Below are 20,476 nucleotides of genomic sequence, written 5' to 3'. Positions count from 1 at the left end.
CCCTATTCAATATAGGAATCATCTTCAAGCTGCTTAGTCTCTTTTTTTATTGTGTCCTTGACATAGGTGCCAGTTTATAGTTTCTACTTTTTTTGTTTTCTTTTTGATCCACTCCTCTCAAACAGGGATTGGTCTTCTAAACTTTCAGAATACGATTATTGAAAATGCTGGACATGATTCATGGATCTCAGTTATTATCACTGGGCTAAGCCTTCATATTATATTATGGATGATACTAACAATGGTTAGTAACCCTACCAAAGACTTGTTAAAAATCCATCAAATTTCGTTTGGTGAAAAAATCGGGAATTTTTTATCGGTTGTTGTAATTGGATACTTTTTATTATTGGCTCTCACCGTTTTTCGTACTTATATAGAAGCTATACAGGTATGGATATTCCCAATGATCAAAACTTGGGAGCTTAGTCTAGGGTTAGCCTGTCTAATTATTTATATCATTACCGGAGGATTCCGAACATTGACGGGAATAAGCTTTCTAGGTGTGGTTCTACCTTCTATTCTTCTGTTAACGTTATATTTTCCTATTCAACATGCGAATTTTAGAAACCTAATGCCAGTTTTTAACCATTCAATTCTGGAAATAGTTCAATCCTCTAAAGCATCTTTCCTTATATTTATTGGGTTTGAGTCCTTGTTGATTTACTTCCCATTTATTAAGCACCCTTCTAAATCTGCAAAATGGGCACATGGTGCATTAGCATTTACAACTTTTATATATCTATTAGTTACATTAATAACCTTCGTTTATTTTAGCCAAGGTCAACTTAAGCATACATTATGGCCGACATTAGCCATGATTAAGATTGTTGAATTTTCTTTTATCATGCGAATTGAATTTATTTTTATCTTTACTTGGCTTTTGGTTATACTTCCAACCGTCTGTATTCCTATCTGGTGTTGTACGAGGATCTTAAAAAAAATAACGAAAATTAAACCAAGGAAATCATTATATCCAATTATGTTTTTCATATTACTTTGTAGCATTTTTATTGATGACAGTTTGAAAGTAGATGCACTAAGCAAATTCACCTCAGAGGTAGGTTTCTATTTTATATATAACTACATTCCATTCTTATTTATCATTTATTCCCTACGTAAAAGCAAATTTAAAAGCTCCGAGTATTAAGTACAATGAAAAATTAGAAAATAGCTTCCCTGAAGATTCCGGTGTTTTAGTGTTTTAAAAGTATTCTTCTATGTTTACTTTTCACCTTTAGTTATTATACTGCTATTTATGCTGTTAGAACTAATTGAAGCAATGTTTCTAGTAAGCGGAATTCAACTTAATCCCAGTACAAAACATGATAAGTTCTCCATTAAATTAATATTTAAATAAAGAATATTAAAGCCATACGTAAATATTAAAATGACAAGAGAAGATGCTACTCCCCAAAAAGTGTGAGGTTAAAAAGTCACAAAACAATGTTCGATAGGTACACTCCTATTCACGGAAACTCTATGGGTGTTTAGGAAGAGTTACTGATTCATGAATATTCAAGTATTTTATTGACAAACTAAAAATAGAAAATTAGGTCTTCAGGGGGTATACAATGAACGTAAATGAATTAGGATTCCTTTGGTACTTACAATCAAGTTCAAACATGATCAATTTATTATTAAAATATCTTAGTGAAACTTCTGAGGATACTGATTTAAGGAATATACTAAATGAAATATATGAAATCTCTACTAATCAAGAACAAGAGGCTACTCAATTATTGTCTGAAGAAGGTTATAAAGATACACCGTTCTTCAGTGAAAATGAGATTTATAGTTCAACAACAAAACTATTTTCAGACCAATTAATTATAGAAATCTTAAAGCATATAACGAGTAATGGATTGCGAGCGCTTGCTGTTCAATATGTTGAATTAACAGATTATAAAGTAAAGAATTTTTATAAAAAACTACTCAATGATGTAATTCAATTAGATTTTTCTTTATTAAAATTGCTTAATGATAAAGATTTATTACAAAATAATTCCTTCTCGTACAAGAAAGCAGATAAAAGAGATGGGAAGCTATTCAAAGTTGCATCAACTCAGCAACGGCCACTTAATGCGGTAGAATTGGCAAATATGTTCAGTTCCCTTCAATGTAACAATGTTGGAGTTGCCCTTTGTATCGGTTTTTCTGAAGTCGTAGAGGATATGGACACAAAGAATTTTATACTAGATGGGAAAAAGTTAGCATTTTATCAATCAGCCACATTATCCGATATCTATAGAGAAAATGGAATTCCAACTACAACTGGACTAGAAGCTCACGTTAATAAAGTAAAGGAATCACCTTTTTCAGATAAATTAATGGCAAACTTAATAATGTTCCTAAATCCAGTAAGTATAAGCAATCTACAAAATGCAGTGGTAGCCAGTTATAAAAAGGATCATATAGATACTTTAAAGGAACTAATCAAAATGGTTGAAGACTATTCAGAGAAAGGGCTGAAGTTATTAATAAGGAAAAATTGGTTTAATGAACCACCTGTGTCTAATTGGTCACATAAATAGAAACTGTTGCATTTGCTAATCAAGAAATGGTAACTTCTCTGCTCAAACTTGTTAGGGATAGTAACAAAAATCTTGATATCACAGAAAAAAATTATTTTCGTGAATGGATAATACTTGTTAAAACTTCACTTCTGCTGCCTACTTTACTATGGATTTTCAATTAAGATATGAACAGAGCACTGAGTTTGAGATTGTTTTTCATGAACATATAACAGTGGGTGAATCCCAAGTAATAATGGAACTAGAACCAATAAAATGATCAAAAATATTGTAATCAAGGGTATACCAGTTGAAGATGAAAGAAACTTAGAACTTTGTAAATAGTCGAGTTGGGCAAATAACAAAGGCCAGACTCTCAACACAGTAAAACGTTAGCGAGTTGTGGTTCAAGTACCAGAATACCCACTCAAAGAAAAAAAGTGTTGATCAGTTAGAATCTCCTGATCAACACCATTAACCTTTCACATTCTGTGATTGTTCATAAATGTGGAATCTATATTATATGTTAATGTGACTTTTCCGCTGTACTTTTGATTAGCTTTTGATTTGAAGCGGATTCACTTATTACTTTTTCATACTACATTTTAAATTCTGTTTCACGGTCAGGCAAATCAGCTGCCTGAATTTGAATCTTTACTACACCATTTGTGATAACAAGAGTTGGATTTGCTTCTTTTAGCTTTGCAATTGCTTCTTTCGTTAGTACGACTTTGGCATTTTTATGCTCAGCAATCTCAACAATTACAGTAGTTACTTTCTCCAACTCATTTAATGAATCCCCATCCACAGTATATTTGTTACCCTTCCGCTCAGGTTTTACAATTAATTCTGGTTTAGGTTCCACGGTTAATTTTACAGTTTTTCGCGTTACTTTAGCCGTAAGATCCTCATTAAGATCTACACCTTTAGGAAAAGCACTATAATGAATATTGTATTGACCAACAGGAAGCTCCGAAATCTTCTCCATTTCATGCTTACCTTTAACTAGTAATTGAACATTTGTGTTGCCGCCTGTTGAAGAAAACATATATTCATCATCAATCGAAAAATCGATTTCGTTATTCTCCTCTGTTTGTAACCCTGCTACTAAATCAATACTTTCACCTTGTGTAATGGTAATATCTTTAACACCATCAAGTGTTGGTGCAGTAGCGTAATATTTCTTCGCATCCTCTTCTTGTTCAGCAGATTTCATGTATTTTACATAATCAATTTCAAATTTGGTACCTGCTAAATCAGTTCCAACTGGACCTGGCCAAGCTCCCCCCATTGCTAAATTAAGTTGAATATAGTGAGGCTTGTTAAAGACTGACATTGCTAATGGATCATCAGAATAATCAACCACTCTTACGATTGTATCATCTACGTACCATTTGATTAGTCCCTCTGACCAGTCGATACCAAACACGTGAAAATCATCGTTGAAGTTTCCTGAAGGAATTGTATATCCTGTTCCATTACCTGCATATTTTCCGTTATTTTCTGTACCTGCACCATAATGAATGGTCTGCCAAACCGTACGGTTATACCACGATCCATCTGTAGCTGAACCAACTAACTCGGTAATATCGATTTCACCCGTTCTTGGCCAACCACGTCCTTGTAATCCATTAATTTTTCCATCCAGTACAAAATCTGCTCCTAAGGTCCAGAAGGCAGGAAATACACCTTGCCCCTTCGGCAATTTAGCACGAATTTCGATTTTTCCATATAAGAATTCACGCTTTCCATGTGTCCGAAGACTTCCAGAGTTATAGATTACTGTTCTGTCAGGATTACGAGGATTATTATATTGATCTTCTACCGCTCGATCCGTTGCTTGTAGAACGAGTTTCCCGTCACTGAGATATACATTTTCCGGATTATTCACATAGTGCTGCTGTTCCCAGCCACGAATTGATCCAAGCTCATAACCCCAATCGACCATATTTAATTGATCTTGATCGAAATTGTCTTCCCAAACCAAATTATATTCAGGGCTTTCTTCCCCTTCAGAACTTCCATCAACCTTCACCATTGTTACATGATCGATATAGAGATTTGCACTTTTTGTAGCTTCTTGATCAGACCATTTTACTAATTGGATTAAAACTTGATTATGATTTCCAGAGTTGAACTCATAGGAAACTTCTTCCCAATCCAAACTGGTAATGGCTTGATCGACAATCGTTCCACCCTCGCTTAGGTCTGTTCCTTCTTTCGTAATAACAGAACCTTGAGTCCCATTATTCCACCATCTACCTGTGAAGATTCCTGCTGCACCTTCAACGTCAACTTTACCCATGGCCGTTACACGATAAGTCGTGTTAGGTTCTACATTCACAATTTGTCCAATATAACCACTGCCAAAATCTCCAGATAGTGCTGTATTTGGCACACTACCTGATTTGTTTCCATCTCCATAGCTGACGCCTGTAGCAATCACACCTTGATTTCGACTATTCCAGCTATTATCTTCCAATTCAAAGTCACCATTTTTAATCAGGTTAACATTTTCTTCCGCAGATACAGCCATTGAAAATATGAAACTAAATAAAACGAGAGTAATAAGGGTTACAAGAAATTTACTATTCTTCAAGAAAAGCACCTCCATCGTTTTTTTAAAATCGTTAGACTTTGTCATATTCAATGCGTTTTAAAAGAATCATCTATTTAAAACGCTTATACATTTCAATCATCTCTGTAACTAAAAGCGTAATCGTATCTACATTCATCAGCTGATCTTCAGCATGCATAAGCATAAGTGAGAAATCTAGCTTTTCTCCACTAGCCTCTTTTTGGATGAGTGAAGCATGCATTTTATGACCTTCTACATAAAACTTTTTAGATTCAGACAATTTTTCTTCAACCACTTCAAAATTGCCTTCTTTTGCTGCATAAAGCGCCTCCATTGCCAGACTTTTAGCCATTCCTACATTACTAATGATTTGAAACGACAACTCATAATATTGGTTCGTATCAATTGTCATAAATTCTACCTCCCACAACTTACAAGGTTTATTTTCTAAAACTTATTTACTAGCAATTATTTGTAAGGCTTGTTCAAGGACTTTTTGTCCGTTCATCATCCCGTAATCCTGCATATTAATGGCTTCAATCGGGATATTCTTCCCTTTTAATTCTTCTTCAATTTGTTTTCTCATATATCTGACTTGGGGTCCTAGTAATAGTACATCTACATCATTTTGTTCGAGAGCAAATTCAATTTCTTGCGCTGATCTCGCGAAGATATTCGCTTCAATACCTTGTTCTTCTGCTGCTTTTTGCATCTTTGAAACTAGTAAACTCGTACTCATTCCCGCCACACATACTAACATAATCGTTTTCATCACATATTCCTCCTTTGAATGATTGAATAATTACTATCTATTAATCGAGCGAGATACCATAGATACAGTGTGTCGAATGCCTCGAATTGCTTTACTCATCGCAAAAATATTTTCTACAGGCGCAAGTCCGGAGTACCCTGCATCACCGATGTGTTGAATATCTACTCCACAAATTTTATTTCGAATGGCTATTTGCTTAATCGTATCTTCATCGGCGCTTTCTTGACTCGTTCCAATCGCAGATAAAACCAAAGCACCGTGTTGATGAGCTTTTTTGACAATTTTCTTCAGTTCCTCTTCATCAAAGCCTGGGACAGTCCCCACTGCAGGAACTAAAATGATGTCTGCACCTGCCTCAATAAATCCTTCTACCACATCTGCATCCGCAACAGGTTCATCGACTCCTGCTCCATGCATTTTTCCAGCGATAATTAGTCCAGTAAAATGCTCCTTTGTAAGTTGGATTGTTCTTTGAATTTGCTCATTTGTTACGCCAGTACCAGGGTTGCCTGTCAAACAAACAAAATCAAGCCCTAATCTTTCAACTTCCTGAATGCTTTCTATATTGGCTTGGCGGCCTTTTGAGATGATTAGTCTTTCTTCCTCCATATTTGCTGTGTTATCCACTGGCTCTAAATTTATACCAACCGGACGACCGACTAACCGGCGAAGTTCATCCACGAAAGAACCTTCTTCAATTTCTAGTCCAGCTATTTTTGGTGAAAACACATCAACACCATTCAATAGAATCAAATCAGCACCAAACGCACGAGCAATTTCTGCATTGGTAATATCGCCAATATATGATTCACGGACAGCAACATTTTCAGACATAATCACGCGTCCTGCACTTGCTTTGATGCTTTGCTTTAGTTCTGCTGCCGTCATTTCTACTATTTCTGATGTATTTGCACTAATCAATCGTTTTACCATCTTTCACTCATATCCCTTCACTTGCTTATTGTAGTTGTTCTAAGGTCCATTTTTGTTTTTTAGTCATTTCAATAGTTTGCTATTTTTAAAAGTGGCGACTCTTTAAAATAAAAGCCTCACCTTACGACACAATACCTTTGTCAACATTTACTTTTTTTACTGTTGATTCTTCTTTTCGCTCTAGTGCTTTATAGCGTTTTTCAATCGCTAGTACAAATGGTAAGTAAAGCAAGATATCCAAAGTAATTAATACAATTTGTAGGATTGACCCACTTATGCTGCCTGTAATTAAAAATCCACTAATGATTGGCGGCATTGTCCAAGAGGCTGCGGCTTTCGTTAATGGCACAAGTCCCATCGCTAGTGCCGAATAGGCAACAATCACGTTTACGATTGGCGCTAGAATAAATGGAACAATTAACATCACGTTTAAAACAACTGGAACACCGAACATGGTTGGTTCATTAATGTTAAACAAACCAGGTGTCACGGTAATCGGTGCTAGTGCTTTTGTTTGTTTGCTTGTATGCTTTTTACGAGCAAGATATCCTAAAACCAGAACTAAACCAATTGTCGCACCACCACCGCCAATATAGACAAAGTTGTCCATGAAGGATACAGTGATAATATGTTGTAATTCTTCGTTCGCTTGATAAGCCAAACGGTTAGCATCTAAGTTCGCGATCCAAACTGGTTGCATCACAGAGTTGACAACGTTTCCTCCATGAATGCCCACGAACCAGAATAAACTGTTCAGACCAACAACGATAATTGTGCCGAAAACGTTATTACCCAATAGTCCTAATGGTTTACCTAGGATGACTTGTGCAATGTCATGGACGTTAGGTAGATTTAATGAGGTTAAAGCCCCGTAAATGACTAACCACATCGTAATAATGACAGCACCTGGAATAATTGCGCTAAAACTTCCAGAAACGGCTTGTGGAACACTGTCAGGTAGTTTAATTTGAATATTTTTATTAATAAACCACTGATAAATATAGCCATTAATCAATCCCATAATGATTGCAATGAATAAACCTTTAGCTCCCATATAAGCAACAGGCATTCCAGCCCCAGCATCAGAAGAAATAAATGGGGTTGCCATGATAAATGCTGATAAGGAAATGATTCCTGATCCAATCCCATCTACTTTGTACTGCCTTGCTAAACTATAAGCAATTCCGAAACTGGCAACTAAACCAATCAATCCGAAACTACTATCTGTTCCTTTCCATAAATAATCCGCAACACCAATTTCACCTAACCATGCTTCCCAACTTGCAATCGGAAAGCTAGCTATAATCATAAAAAGAGAGCCTATAATAATTAACGGCATGGCTAATGTGATTCCATCCCGAATTGCAATTAGAAACTTGTTATTACCTACTTTCGAGGCAACTGGCATAAGTCGTTCTTCCAAAAAGCCATTCACTCTACTCACTTTTCTTCCTCCTTCTTTAATAAGTAAATATTCCAGCAATGAATCAAATACTAATTGCCCTTTATTTCTAATTGTTTACTATTCTTAGTATCTATGTATCTATTCTTTTTTATTAGCAGTTCGTCATCTACTCTAATGAAAACGCAACCATTTAAAAATGTTCATAAAATCCGGAGCCAGTCTTGATGTAAGAAAAAGTGGTCGCTCAAAAAAGAATGGATACTCCTCGGCTAGACCTCCTTAATTTTTATTTATTATTAAAAGTAAAGTAAAACCCGAAAAATTTACTTTAATTAATAATAATTTATAATTAAATACTAGTTCGTGTAAACGCTTTTGTCAATGGATAAAAAATAAAATATTAAATTTTCAATTTATTATTCACCTGCTTACTTGATATAGCCTCCACAATTCTTGGTGAATAACGAATTGTATGCAAATACATGAATATTGATTGATTTGTTATCGTTTGTTTATTATAATTTATAATTAATAGGATAAATTCCTTTATTTGGTTGGGAAGGAGTAAAACCACTATGCAATTAACAAATAAACAAATGAAATTACTTGCGAAAATTTTAGATACAATCTATGTAAAGGGACCTATTTCCCGTATTGAAATCTCCAAACTAACCGGCATAACTCCTGCCACCGTTAGTGAACTTACCGGACATTTAATAGAAGATAAGTTGGTTTACGAACTTGGAGAAGATTCTGCAGATAACAAAGGATTAGGCCGTAAGAGGATTCTATTAGATATAGCAGAAGGCCATAGTTTTTATATTGGATGTGAATTATCTGAAAAATATTTATCCTTCTGTTTAAGTAACAATACTGGAAAAATTCATGAAAAAAAAATCATCAAATTGGATTCCGGAAACCAAAGTGATGTGTTAACAGTAGATTATTTTATAAATGAATTAAAACGGTTTATTAATATTTGTAGCTCCTACCAACCCAGAGCGATAGGTATAGCGTTACCAGGACATTTTAACGAAAAAGAGAAAACGATATACAGTAACAAAGCACTTTGGAAGAATTTCAATCTAGGAGCTGTGTTGAACAGTTTTGATTTACCGATTTACTTTCAAAATAATGTTCATTCTATGGCCATTTCAGAGAGGATATTTGGTGGGAATTACAAGGATCAGAACTTTATTTTCTTTCATGTGGGTAGAGGAATGTTTTGCTCTTATATGTACGAAGGAAACACTTATGGAAAAGGCAATTTCTTAGTGGGAGAAGTCGGTCATACAATTGTTCAACCAGGCGGAGAATTGTGTGAATGTGGTAAAATAGGCTGCTTGCAAACGTACGCAAGTGAAGCATGGATCATAAAAAAATCTCGGATACTCTTTGAAAATTCGAATTCAACTTTCCTGCGGCAATTAGCACCGGACAAGCATAGCATTACGATTGAAACGATTTTAAGATCCTATAAAATGGGTGACGAAGGCGTTATCAACATTCTTAATAACGCCATTAAATACCTCTCGATTACTATCAATAATCTACCAATGATGATTGATACAAATAAGATTATTTTACATGGGGAGTTATTTAATGAGCCTGAATTAACAAATATTCTTAGCCGTCATTTAACTCAAAATGAAATACTCCTCCCTATCGATAATAAATGGGACATCGTATTTAAAAAATATAATGATGTAAATGGAGCCCTAGCAGCATGCGGTCTCGCTGTTTCAAACCTATTATTACAGTATTAATAATTAAGATTGTAGAAAAATACTTGTATTAGTCTCCGTATTCTGTAGTTATGCAGCGGCATATTATTATGTGCACTACTTAAAGCAAGACTCCTTTCTCTTCAAAAAGAAATACCCGTTTTTTACCTGTAAAGGTTCTAAACGGGTATTTGGGTTATTATAAAATTCTTATTCGTCAGCTTCTGCTTCTTCTTCGCCTGACATGTTATATTGATTTGGTAATGTATCCCAGAAGCTTGTGTCCGCCTCTTCAATAGAACCATCCGCAATTGCTCTTACTGTGGAATCCAACGTAAGGATTGTTTGTTTAATCAAATAGCCATTACTTTTTGTCCAAGAGCATATGATTCGATATAATGGTCAGACATGCCGCGCATTTCAAACAGAAGCGTCGAAATGTCATAGCGGAGAGCAGCGCCATTTCGTCCAATGTTTTCCCCGCTTCCGCCAACATATTTTCCAATATGTCCCCAACCAGTGGATTGAAGCGTGTTATATACAATGGCACCCAACTTCTTGGAGCCTTCAAGAACTTCAGGATTCACATTAGGATTGGTCGGGTAAAGAATCGATCCGGAAACCAGCTTGTCATCCACTGCACTGCGTGTCCCTTGGTGGTGAAGATCAATCATATAGTCTATGTCGTACTTTTGGAATACATTTTCGTGCAGAGATTTTGCTTCAGGTTCCATGGCGCTTACCGCCTTATCATGCTCACGGTTCAAGTCGACATTGTTCGCATTATAGCGTGTCAAATGGCGGTCCCCACTTGCCAGGTAATCATCTAGCGAGAAGTTCACATCTCCCATTGCCCCATCCGCATTCAACATCGGAATGACAAGTATGTTGACATTTTCCAGTACCCCCTTCGTTTTCCCAGTCCCTAGATGCTTGATGAATTCAAGCGCTCCTTCGGTTGTCAGCTGCTCGTTACCGTGCTGCTGCGTGAGGAAAAGGATGGTAGGATTCTCAGGATTGGAAATATATTTCGCCATGTAAATATCACGGCCTTTTACCGTTTGGCCAATTACCTCAAGTTCCATGGCTTCCTGCTTAGCTTCCTGCGTTTTAAGATAATCTACCATGCTATCATATGTATTGAGAATCGATGTTTGAATTTTGCCATTTCCCGTACCTGGCCCGTTGCCCACCGCACTGGCTGGCAGAGCTACAGCAGTTACTCCTCCCAAAGCCAACAACCCTGTCAAAGAAATTGTAAGCACTTTCTTTTTCATTTTCAAGAATATTACCCCCCTGTTTTTTTTACTTCAACTATTATACTAATTCACTTCCACCTAGAGTTTAATAGAGTAGGTTACCTATTATTTAGACAAATTTCGATATACGAAATAAGTTCTTCAGAACTAGTTTGAGACCTAAAACAGTAGTTAAGGGTCTTTTGTATTGATCGAATAAGCACAGAATTAAATCTACTCTTTTTATATGCTGTTTCACTATTTTTTCAGTCTCCCTAATATTTATCGTATAAAATAAAACACCCACAAACGCTGACTTAACAACAGCTGTGAATGTTTTATCGTTTCTTACATAAACTCATTTCAACCTAAAAATACAGGGGTCAGACCTTCATTTGTGTAAGTATAGTATTTTTTAAGAGCACTTTTGATTAAAACGACTTATCTGTGCCACGTTTATAGTCAGAACCATTGTTTAAATTCTTTCCCTTTGTCTTTAGTAATCTAACAAACTCATCCAATACCTTCGTACGAAACGGCGAATCCAAAACAATGAAAAATTGTCTAGGAAACTGTAATCCATCCACATCAATTATCTTCAAATCACCACTTTTAAGCTCACTCGCTACTGCAAGCTCTGATAACAAACTAATTCCAAGCCCCGCCTTCACAGCCTCCTTAACTGACTGTGTACTACTAAACGTCATAATATTCTTCGGATCAATCCCAAGTTGTTCAAAAATCTTTTCCCCAGCTTCCCTTGTTCCGGATCCCTCTTCCCTAAGAATCCACGGTTGCGCCTCAAGTTCTTTTAACTCAATCTCACCATATTCACCAACCAATGAGTTGTTTGGTAAAGCAATAATCACCATACGATCCGCCGCAAATTCCTCAATCTCAAGGGACTTCTCCTTTTTTACTTGTCCTTCAATAATTCCAATATCAAGTTGATGTGCTTTCACTAACTCGACAATTCTTTCTGTGTTATCAATCTTAACTGTTGGCTGAACATCCGGATACACCGTTTTCATATCTGCTAACACATGTGGCAGGACATACTCACCAAATGTATAGCTAGCGCCAATTGACAACGGCCCTCTCACCTTATTTGTTAGTTCATCCAATAGGTTCTCCATTCGTGTATATAATCCGACTATCTCCTTCGCATGGTGGTAAACAATCTCGCCCGCTTTATTTAATTGCACATATTTATTCGTTCGTTCAAGAAGTCGAACCCCTAGATTTTCTTCAAAAGTACGTATATATTGACTAACTGCAGGTTGAGTCATATGAAGTTCCTCAGCTGCTCGTGAAAAATTCCTCTTTTCTGCAACCATGATAAATACTTGTAATTGCTGATCCACTTTTCCACTTCCTCTCCGTCTACATTCATTATAACAAATCACTTATCATAACTATAATTAACACTTATTTTACTTATACCTAGTCGCCTAATATAGTAAAAGCAGGAGGTGCACATATGGCGTTAGCTGAATTAAAACAATTACCAATAAAAAAGACAAAACCGGAATTAGCATTGGTTGGCGGGGTTGCTTTTACATTTTTATTAGCACTTTTAGGATACTTATTAGCACTTGTACCAGGATTTAGTATTGTAGGACAAATGGCATGTGCCATCATTATTGCAATCGTTTACAGGCAAATTTTTGGCTTTCCGGAGATGATACGCTCAGGTATTGTCTTTTCATCGAAACGAATACTTAGACTCGCTATAATTTTGTATGGATTAAAATTAAACATCGAAATGGTACTTAGCGACGGGATTGGGTTATTAGTACGGGATGCACTAGTAATCATATTTGCAATTTTTGCTATAATGTGGCTAGCAAAAGTTCTAAAAGCGGATCAAACTATATCCCTATTACTCGGTGTTGGAACAGGCGTATGCGGAGCTGCTGCCATTGCAGCGGTTGCACCCATAATAAAATCAAAAGATGAGGATACTGCAATTGGAGTTGGGATAATCGCCTTGGTCGGAACTATTTTCGCCATTATTTACACGATCTTAAGACCAATTCTACCAATTGACGCCGTACAATATGGAATCTGGTCTGGAACAAGTCTTCATGAGGTCGCCCATGTAGCACTTGCAGCTGCACCTGGTGGAGAAGATGCACTCGCTGTTGGATTACTAGCAAAATTAGGCCGAGTTTTCCTCCTTATCCCGCTATGCTTCATTTTAATTTTCTTTATGAAAAGAAAGAATAACAACAATGAAACCGGCAAAGCAAAAATTGAATTTCCTTGGTTCCTTGTAGGATTTATTGTCATGAGTATTCTAGGAAGCTATGTATTTGGCTACTCCATTCCAATGCCCGATAATATAATGAATTTCGTTTTCACCCTTACCACATGGCTGTTAACCGCAGCAATGGTAGGCTTAGGCTTAAACGTAAGCTTAAAAGATGTCCGTGAACGGGCAATCAGACCTCTCATAGCGATTTCGATTACATCTGTAGTGCTATCGGTAATTGTATATTTTACGGTATAACATCAACGTACAACAAAAAAACAATATATTTATAGATAAAGACGTTATGAATAAAAACTATAACAAAAAGGCTTAGGGACATTTCATTTAGTGAGCAGTCGGACTTTTTGTAAGGAAGACACGAACAACTAGCAGTTAGATCTGCTAGTTGTCCGTTCTTCTTATTAGTAAGTTTAGGTCACAGTGACTCCCCGAATTTTGTCGATAATGAATAAAAAACGCCTGACCCCCAACACAGTAAAGCATTACCGCGCTGGGGGTCAGGCACTCTAATCCACTACCTATTCAATTCTACCGTCTCAAATACCTTCCAATTCACTATTTTCTCTAACGTAACTGATAGTAAAACACCTATAATTAAGCCATTGCTAATAAACGGCTGTATATATAGTGGGATGTCAGCGAAAACAGTGGGTGAAATGTTCATGATACTGATCCCAACTAGAACAGGTGCTGCCAATCGAAAAATTGTATTCGAATTAAACGTCTTCCCGTTAAGGCTGCTAAAGGCTGTACCGAATAATTGTAAATAGGCCACAAATAAAACAGCATTTCCTACTGAAATTGGCATGGTTGCAAGGAATGATCCGAATATAGGAACCAGTCCGATTGTTGTTAATAACCCACCACCGATAAGGAATGGTTTCGAATGAAATATTCTTGTGCTTTGTAGAAATCCGATTGAGGATGTAAAGGGTGTGTAAGGTACTAGCCCAAATCCCGTACCAATCGCCGTAAAAACACTTGTCACATAGATAGAATTACGAAATCTATGTTGTGGGGTTTCTTTGTTTATCAGTTTTCCGGCTGCATCAATCGAAGCAATTGTATTGCTCAAATTGATTACCACTGCAAAGAATGTCACGCCAATAATCCCAAACTCTAGATTTGGTTCTCCGATAGGAAATAAAGTGAAAGACATCGAGGATGCTTCTAAAGCCCTTTGGCTAACATCCATAAAAAATAGATCATGCAATATCCATCCAATCATTAAACCTATTAAAATGGAGAAATTACTAATAGATTTAGAGCCTTTAAGTTTTATAATCACAACTAGGATTACAATTCCGATTGATAATAAACTCAACGGTACGTCTAATACTCCTTCCTTGGTTAAAGGAAACATTCCTTTAAAGAAGATAAAAATCAATTGGAAGGTTAAGAGAAAAAGATAGACTGACATGACCATTGGACTGAAGATTGACTGAAAAAGTGACAAACCATTACATGCTGCTAAAACGATTGTAAATACGCAAGCGAGTAGAATCCCAGTCGTGATCCCTCCACCAATCGTAGATAGGCTCATTCCCATCGAAGAAGCAGTGAGCCCTAGGTTTAATATAACGCCCCATAACAACCCAGAATGTCCTTCCATAATGGGCATTCGATGTCCAATCCATCCTTGAAACATACAAGCTACCCCTGTAAGGATTAAAGAGCATCTTAGCATCATTCCAATCGTATCTTGAGGCACCTCAAACACGGTTCCTATCGAAATCGGGACAACTACTGTATTAGCAAAAATAAAAATAAGCCATTGAACAGAAGAAAAAACTGTTACAACATAATCTTTACTCATCATTCACACCACTTTCTTGAAACATGTCGACAGTTCTCCCGTTCCCCTATTATTTCAAACGACAAAAAGGAGTCTAAGGATTTGATGTCAGACCCCATCTAGTAAACTTTTAAAGAACTAAAGGACAAGCCCACATTCAGAATATAAAAAAGAGTCTTACTTAAACCAAAAGACTCCCTGAAGAATACCATTACTATTCTCCAAAATCAATATACTCCGTTCAGACAACTAAATTTTTTCTCTTTTTAGTGCAATAAATCGATATTCATCATGTTTTTATGGATATAACTCTAATGATATTTCTAAGCACTAGGCTCGGTACCAGAATTTAAATTTACTATCCAAAAGAGTAACCTTAAAAAAATAGGTGAAAATAGGAAAAAAGGATGTGGTCACTATGGAATCCTTTCTCTACTTCTTCCTTGCATTCAGTTATCTTTGTCTATTTGTTTGGGGGATTTTTTTAGTTAAAAAAGCAAGATTACATCTTACCAATTTACTCTTATTCGTCATTATTGGACTTATATATGATAACTTGATCATTGCGTTAGGTAGATTTATCGGTGAAGGAAAAATGCTGGAGAGTATCAGCTATGTTCGATTTTTGTTACACGCCCTGTTTACCCCCACCCTGGTTTTATTTGCATTTGGAATCTGTTTGGGGACAGAATTACCGTGGGCCAAGAAAACCTTCTGGAAGGTCTTAGCATTTCTGATGACTCTCGGGTTAATTCTTTATGAACTATTTACATCAGTAATCAATCTTGAACTTGAACCCCATTGGAAAAATGGCATATTGACCTATACAAGTGCGGGTCATTCGGGTAGTCCGATTATGGTCATTATCGTAACAATTGTTCTCGGGATTGTTGGCTTTATTTTGGCGAAGAGATTTCACTTTTATTGGCTCTTGGTTGGCACAATCGTTATGATTACAGGGGGTCTGTTAACCATCTGGGTCAAACATGAATCGATGATGAATATATTAGAACTTTTATTAATTGTCACTTTACTTATGACATGGCAATTTCAAGTCCGTTATCTACTGTCACAGTGACTTCCCGAATTACGAAGCAGTATCTCTTCTGACATGTCATGTTCAACAAACAAAAGAGGTAGCGGTTCTTCAATTTGACTCTTGGGAGCAAAAAACAACTCCTCTTACAATAAAAAGGAGAACTTTAGTAATGACTGATTCATTGGATGGTACAAATGGTATCTAGTTGATTGCAAATACGCTTCACTTATTAGAAGGGAAAATATGCTAGATAAACAAGTGCTCGTGAGAGATTTGCAGTAACTAAGGAGAGTGAAAACCACACTCTCCTTCAGAATTCTTATGTAATTTTAATCTTTAATCAAGAATTCGCCCATATAGTTACCTACAACCTAGTCAGTTCTCACTTATCCTCAGACCCGTACCCTCAAAAACTCTAATACTTCATTTTTGATTGGGATAGACTTTAGGGCCCCTTCCTTTGATACCGTTAGGGCGGAAGCTGCAGTTGCAAACGCGAGGCTATCTTCGATGGTGCTACCACTGCTTTTTGCTACTACGTATGCACCGATAAATGTGTCTCCCGCAGCTGTTGTATCAATAGCTTGTACAGTAAATGCGGGTGTATAGATGCGTACTCCACTACTATTCTTAAAATAAGATCCTTGTTTGCCGAGGGTTATGATGACTTCTTGTACCCCTTCTTCTAGTAATAGGTCTGCTGCTTTTTCTGCAGAAGTTGGATCAGTCACATGGATTCCTGTAATCACTTCCGTTTCAGTTTCATTTACAAATAAACCACTTAGTTTATCCAATACACCCGTTGGTACCTCTATCGCTGGTGCAGGGTTAAAAAAGACAGGTACACCTAATTTATCAGCTTGCTCAATCACATAAATAGTCGTTTCCCATGGGATTTCATTTTGTAATAGGATTAAATCAGCATTTTTTAAAACTTCTGGGAGGACGTTTTTGATGTCATCCTTATGCAGTAACCCATTTGCTCCTTCTTCGAGAATAATCGAATTTTCTCCATTACGATCTACGGTAATGAGGGCAAGTCCCGAATTTGAGGGTTTGGTAACAATATAATCACTCGAAATCCCTTCTGTTTTCAAGGTTTCAAGCAATTCGGAGCTAAACGAATCATTACCTAACGCACACACCATTGTGACAAGTCCACCAGCTCTTGATGCAGATATAGCTTGATTGGCGCCTTTTCCACCAGGATTAAACTCCGTTTTTAATCCTTTCATTGTTTCTCCTGGTAGAGGGTGCCTATTCACTCGGTTGACAATATCCATGTTAATACTGCCAATTACTACAATTTGACTCATTTTACAAACACCTCTCCTCGATAAAAGGTAAAATAAGCGTTACCTCTGTTCCTTGTTCAGGTTCACTTTCAATCTTCACACCATACTCATCACCAAAAGTTAATTTGATTCTTTGGTGCACATTTGGTAAGCCTATTCCCGTACTCTCTGGATTTCCTTTTTCTTTCATTATTGTGCCTACAGATGAGTCCAACATTGAATACACTTTTTTTAGTCGTTCATTCTCAATCCCAATTCCATTATCTTTCACCTCAATCACCAAATCCTTGTTTTGCTGAAAACAGTTCACTTCAATTATTTTTGTTGAATTGGTCGTATCAAAAGCATATTTAATCGCATTCTCAACAATCGGCTGTAACAGAAACCTAGGTACCAACGTATGTTCGATATATGTAGGAAGATGATAGAGAAACTCAATTTCTCCATCATAACGAAAATCAATGATTTCCCCAAATAACTTCAAGTAATCAAATTCCTCTTTCAACGTCACGAATTTTGAATCATCTTTTAAACTATATCGTAATAATTGACTTAAGGAATCCACTACAATTTGAATTTCTCGTATTCCTTTTTGATTTGCAAACCAACTAATTGAATTAAGAGTATTGTATAAAAAATGCGGTGTTATTTTTTCTTGTAGTGCATCAATTTCTGCCTGTTTTTGTAATAAAAGGGCTTTTGATTCTCTCAATTCACTTTGATAGACACGTTCGATTAACTCTTCAATTTTCATCACCATTGCATTGAAATGAGTACCTAAGATCCCAATTTCATCCTTCCTATTAAAATGAACCCTTGTTTGAAAATCTCCATTTTGGACATCAATTAATGACTCTTGTAATTTTTGAATGGGTTTCACAAATAGTTTTCGAATGGAAAAAGCCAATAAAAAGATAAAACAAAGGATAATGACAATAAAGACAAAGAATCCTAGCCGAATCGGTTTAAATTGTTCAACAACTTCATCATACGGAACAACCCCAAATACTTTCCATCCTGTTTGTGGTACTTCTTTCATAAAGTACAGCAATTGGTTCCCATTTTGATCTTTGTACAATTTATATTTTTCCGTTTGATTAATCCAAAAGTGATTGGATTTTGTTCCTAATTTGTTAGTAGGATGAAACAAATACTCATTATGCTGATTCATTAAAATGAAAAAACCAGATTTTAATAGTTTTGCATCTCCTAGTTCTTGATAATAGTAATCAAGATTTAAATCAAGAATGGCAATTCCAATGTATTTACCTGTATGTAAGTCAATAATTTTTTTTCCGAACGAAATGATAGTATCTCCATCAACGTTGTATACCTTGCTAGTTGTAACGAATTGATTTTCGAGGTTACTCCTTAATTCTTCAAATGCAAAATGCTCTTCAAAACCTGGTAAAAAATGACCCTCACTATCTAGCCGCTTCCCTTCAAAATTGTAGACAGATATTTCTTTAATTTCTGGATGACCTACCATGAGAAGATTTGTATATTCGGTAAAGAATCTAGCTTCTTGATAAGAATTCCAATCATTCTTTGATTCCTTTTTTAAAGAATCCTGAATATCTGGATGGATCGTAACCTTCGTTAGTATACTATCCAAATCTTGATAGATTTCACTTAAAAACTCTCCCATTTGATCCACATTGTTGAAATTGGACTCTGTAATCATATTATATAGAACACGACTAAACGTATGATAACCGTATATACTTATCATCAAAATAGGAATAATCGTTAGAGCTATTAATATAAACAATAGTTTTTGATAGAGCGACCTGTTTGAAAGTTTTTTCATTTATTTTGCCACTCTTTTTGTTCGAAAGTGCAGCGGCGATTCACCTGTGTGCTTTTTAAAGATCCTTGTAAAGTATTCCGTGCTATTAAACCCAACCCTTTCAGATACTTCCAACACTTTCATATCTGATTCTCTAAGTAGAAGTTTCGCTTCTTCGATTCGGATGTTGTTCAAGTAATCAATAAAATTTATTCCAGTTTCTTTTTTAAAGACTCTACTTAAATAAGAAGGAGTCACACCCACAATATTGGCTACTTCATTTAAGGTAATATTTTGCTTGTAATGATTGTTAATGACCTCTTTACAGTGAAATAGGATATCTGGACAAGATTGTTGTCTACAATCCCTCACTATATCTGAACATTGTATGAAGAACTCCTCCACTCTTGTTCTGATGGCATGAGTGGTCAGTTTTGGGTTTAATTCTTCAAACAACATTTTTCCTTCTTTATCATAATAAAGTTGGATTATTTCATTGCATGAGAGCCTTTTTCGTAATGACTTGAGACTATCAAGTACAAAAGATAGTAACCGAAAGGGATCATCTTTCACACGAGCTAAGAATGCAAGGTAAAGTTTTGTAAATGCCTCCCTCGTCGTGTCCTTATTTCCCATTTCAATTGCATCAAATAGATGTGATTCAAGACGAACGAGTGCCATGTCCCATTTTTCTTGATTCACCATTAGTTGATTATGAGTAGATAATGAAAAATAAATAGAGGTTACTTTTGATAAGGTTTCTGAGAGATTTTCTTGTTGGATGGGTTTAAGTAAGAATTCTTGAACCCCCAGCTGAATGGCCTTTCTCGCATACTCAAAATCATCATAGCCACTAACAATGATTGTTGTACATTCCGGATATAGTTGTTTCACTTGTTTGACTAAATCTAGACCATCCATTTTCGGCATTCGAATATCTGTTACTAAGATATGAATGGTCGTACGTTTCGCTATTTCCATAGCCTCTACTCCATTGGCAGCACTTCCAACTAAAAAATAGGGTTCACCTAACTGGTGAATATATTGTGTGATACCCCTCCGAACATTCCCTTCGTCCTCAGCAAGTAAAAGATTAATCTTCAACAAAATTCCCCCCTATATA

General features: G+C 36.1%; 16 protein-coding genes and 1 pseudogene. 5 read left to right on the top strand and 12 right to left on the bottom strand.

Going from position 1 to position 20,476, the window contains the following annotated elements; all coding sequences use genetic code 11:
* The first annotated feature begins 76 nt into the window (after window positions 1-76).
* Together ACR65M_RS08405 and ACR65M_RS08400 are read left to right on the top strand one after the other, a co-directional pair.
* The gene (locus tag ACR65M_RS08405) at window positions 77-1,147 is read left to right on the top strand and encodes a GerAB/ArcD/ProY family transporter (RefSeq protein WP_440273105.1); all 1,071 of its coding nucleotides are present in this window, start codon (window positions 77-79) and stop codon (window positions 1,145-1,147) included.
* 424 nt (window positions 1,148-1,571) lie between these two features.
* Complete coding sequence (locus ACR65M_RS08400; protein ID WP_440273103.1) at window positions 1,572-2,531, top strand: DUF3231 family protein; 960 nt, start codon at window positions 1,572-1,574, stop codon at window positions 2,529-2,531.
* Between the two features lie 146 nt (window positions 2,532-2,677).
* Here ACR65M_RS08400 and ACR65M_RS08395 read toward each other — a convergent pair whose 3' ends face one another.
* From ACR65M_RS08395 to ACR65M_RS08370, 6 genes are all read right to left on the bottom strand, one after another.
* Window positions 2,678-2,809: a hypothetical protein gene (locus ACR65M_RS08395; RefSeq protein ID WP_440273102.1), complete on the bottom strand. Its 132-nt coding sequence runs from the start codon at window positions 2,807-2,809 to the stop codon at window positions 2,678-2,680.
* A 299-nt stretch (window positions 2,810-3,108) separates the two neighbouring features.
* On the bottom strand, window positions 3,109-5,109 hold the full coding sequence (locus ACR65M_RS08390) for a family 16 glycosylhydrolase (protein ID WP_440273101.1): 2,001 nt from the start codon (window positions 5,107-5,109) through the stop codon (window positions 3,109-3,111).
* 70 nt (window positions 5,110-5,179) lie between these two features.
* Complete coding sequence (locus ACR65M_RS08385; protein ID WP_440273100.1) at window positions 5,180-5,500, bottom strand: PTS sugar transporter subunit IIA; 321 nt, start codon at window positions 5,498-5,500, stop codon at window positions 5,180-5,182.
* Window positions 5,501-5,542: 42 nt separating this feature from the next.
* On the bottom strand, window positions 5,543-5,860 hold the full coding sequence (locus ACR65M_RS08380; RefSeq protein ID WP_121445936.1) for a PTS sugar transporter subunit IIB: 318 nt from the start codon (window positions 5,858-5,860) through the stop codon (window positions 5,543-5,545).
* A 33-nt stretch (window positions 5,861-5,893) separates the two neighbouring features.
* Window positions 5,894-6,793 carry a DUF7916 family protein gene (locus ACR65M_RS08375; RefSeq protein WP_440273099.1) on the bottom strand — a complete coding sequence of 300 codons (900 nt, stop codon included), beginning with the start codon at window positions 6,791-6,793 and terminating at the stop codon, window positions 5,894-5,896.
* Window positions 6,794-6,914: 121 nt separating this feature from the next.
* Window positions 6,915-8,237, bottom strand: coding sequence for a PTS sugar transporter subunit IIC (locus tag ACR65M_RS08370; RefSeq protein ID WP_440273098.1), 1,323 nt, complete (start codon window positions 8,235-8,237; stop codon window positions 6,915-6,917).
* 536 nt (window positions 8,238-8,773) lie between these two features.
* Here ACR65M_RS08370 and ACR65M_RS08365 point away from each other — a divergent pair.
* Window positions 8,774-9,964, top strand: a complete 1,191-nt coding sequence (locus ACR65M_RS08365) for an ROK family transcriptional regulator (RefSeq protein ID WP_440273097.1) — start codon at window positions 8,774-8,776, stop codon at window positions 9,962-9,964.
* Window positions 9,965-10,132: 168 nt separating this feature from the next.
* Here the strand turns inward: ACR65M_RS08365 and ACR65M_RS08360 are convergent.
* Both ACR65M_RS08360 and ACR65M_RS08355 read right to left on the bottom strand, forming a co-directional pair.
* Window positions 10,133-11,199, bottom strand: a pseudogene (locus ACR65M_RS08360) (M14 family zinc carboxypeptidase).
* Window positions 11,200-11,591: 392 nt separating this feature from the next.
* Window positions 11,592-12,524: a selenium metabolism-associated LysR family transcriptional regulator gene (locus ACR65M_RS08355; protein WP_440273096.1), complete on the bottom strand. Its 933-nt coding sequence runs from the start codon at window positions 12,522-12,524 to the stop codon at window positions 11,592-11,594.
* Window positions 12,525-12,640: 116 nt separating this feature from the next.
* Here ACR65M_RS08355 and ACR65M_RS08350 point away from each other — a divergent pair, with 116 nt between their 5' ends.
* Complete coding sequence (locus tag ACR65M_RS08350; RefSeq protein WP_440273095.1) at window positions 12,641-13,672, top strand: YeiH family protein; 1,032 nt, start codon at window positions 12,641-12,643, stop codon at window positions 13,670-13,672.
* A 277-nt stretch (window positions 13,673-13,949) separates the two neighbouring features.
* Here ACR65M_RS08350 and ACR65M_RS08345 read toward each other — a convergent pair whose 3' ends face one another.
* The gene (locus tag ACR65M_RS08345; protein ID WP_440273094.1) at window positions 13,950-15,251 is read right to left on the bottom strand and encodes a uracil/xanthine transporter; all 1,302 of its coding nucleotides are present in this window, start codon (window positions 15,249-15,251) and stop codon (window positions 13,950-13,952) included.
* A 397-nt stretch (window positions 15,252-15,648) separates the two neighbouring features.
* On the opposite strand from ACR65M_RS08345, the gene ACR65M_RS08340 reads away from it, so the two are divergent.
* Window positions 15,649-16,308, top strand: a complete 660-nt coding sequence (locus ACR65M_RS08340; RefSeq protein ID WP_440273093.1) for a hypothetical protein — start codon at window positions 15,649-15,651, stop codon at window positions 16,306-16,308.
* A gap of 353 nt (window positions 16,309-16,661) precedes the next feature.
* Here ACR65M_RS08340 and rbsK read toward each other — a convergent pair whose 3' ends face one another.
* From rbsK to ACR65M_RS08325, 3 genes are read right to left on the bottom strand one after another with little or no spacing between them, the layout of a single operon-like run.
* Window positions 16,662-17,585, bottom strand: coding sequence for a ribokinase (gene rbsK / locus ACR65M_RS08335; protein WP_121445928.1), 924 nt, complete (start codon window positions 17,583-17,585; stop codon window positions 16,662-16,664).
* 1 nt (window position 17,586) lies between these two features.
* Entirely contained in the window at window positions 17,587-19,374 is a 1,788-nt protein-coding gene (locus ACR65M_RS08330; protein WP_440273092.1) for a cache domain-containing sensor histidine kinase, read from the bottom strand.
* Entirely contained in the window at window positions 19,375-20,457 is a 1,083-nt protein-coding gene (locus ACR65M_RS08325) for a response regulator transcription factor (RefSeq protein WP_440273091.1), read from the bottom strand.
* Between the last annotated feature and the right edge of the window lie 19 nt (window positions 20,458-20,476).

The sequence above is a fragment of the Ferdinandcohnia sp. SAFN-114 genome (assembly GCF_059415045.1).
This window is presented reverse-complemented; position numbering and strand designations above follow the sequence as displayed.

What these genes read in the sequence shown, in the direction of transcription:
- ACR65M_RS08345 (WP_440273094.1), bottom strand. Translation starts at nt 15,251, where the DNA reads ATGAGTAAAGATTATGTTGTAACAGTTTTTTCTTCTGTTCAATGGCTT.
- ACR65M_RS08340 (WP_440273093.1), top strand. Translation starts at nt 15,649, where the DNA reads ATGGAATCCTTTCTCTACTTCTTCCTTGCATTCAGTTATCTTTGTCTA.
- ACR65M_RS08330 (WP_440273092.1), bottom strand. Translation starts at nt 19,374, where the DNA reads ATGAAAAAACTTTCAAACAGGTCGCTCTATCAAAAACTATTGTTTATA.
- ACR65M_RS08375 (WP_440273099.1), bottom strand. Translation starts at nt 6,793, where the DNA reads ATGGTAAAACGATTGATTAGTGCAAATACATCAGAAATAGTAGAAATG.
- ACR65M_RS08385 (WP_440273100.1), bottom strand. Translation starts at nt 5,500, where the DNA reads ATGACAATTGATACGAACCAATATTATGAGTTGTCGTTTCAAATCATT.
- ACR65M_RS08350 (WP_440273095.1), top strand. Translation starts at nt 12,641, where the DNA reads ATGGCGTTAGCTGAATTAAAACAATTACCAATAAAAAAGACAAAACCG.
- ACR65M_RS08400 (WP_440273103.1), top strand. Translation starts at nt 1,572, where the DNA reads ATGAACGTAAATGAATTAGGATTCCTTTGGTACTTACAATCAAGTTCA.
- ACR65M_RS08380 (WP_121445936.1), bottom strand. Translation starts at nt 5,860, where the DNA reads ATGAAAACGATTATGTTAGTATGTGTGGCGGGAATGAGTACGAGTTTA.
- rbsK (WP_121445928.1), bottom strand. Translation starts at nt 17,585, where the DNA reads ATGAGTCAAATTGTAGTAATTGGCAGTATTAACATGGATATTGTCAAC.
- ACR65M_RS08365 (WP_440273097.1), top strand. Translation starts at nt 8,774, where the DNA reads ATGCAATTAACAAATAAACAAATGAAATTACTTGCGAAAATTTTAGAT.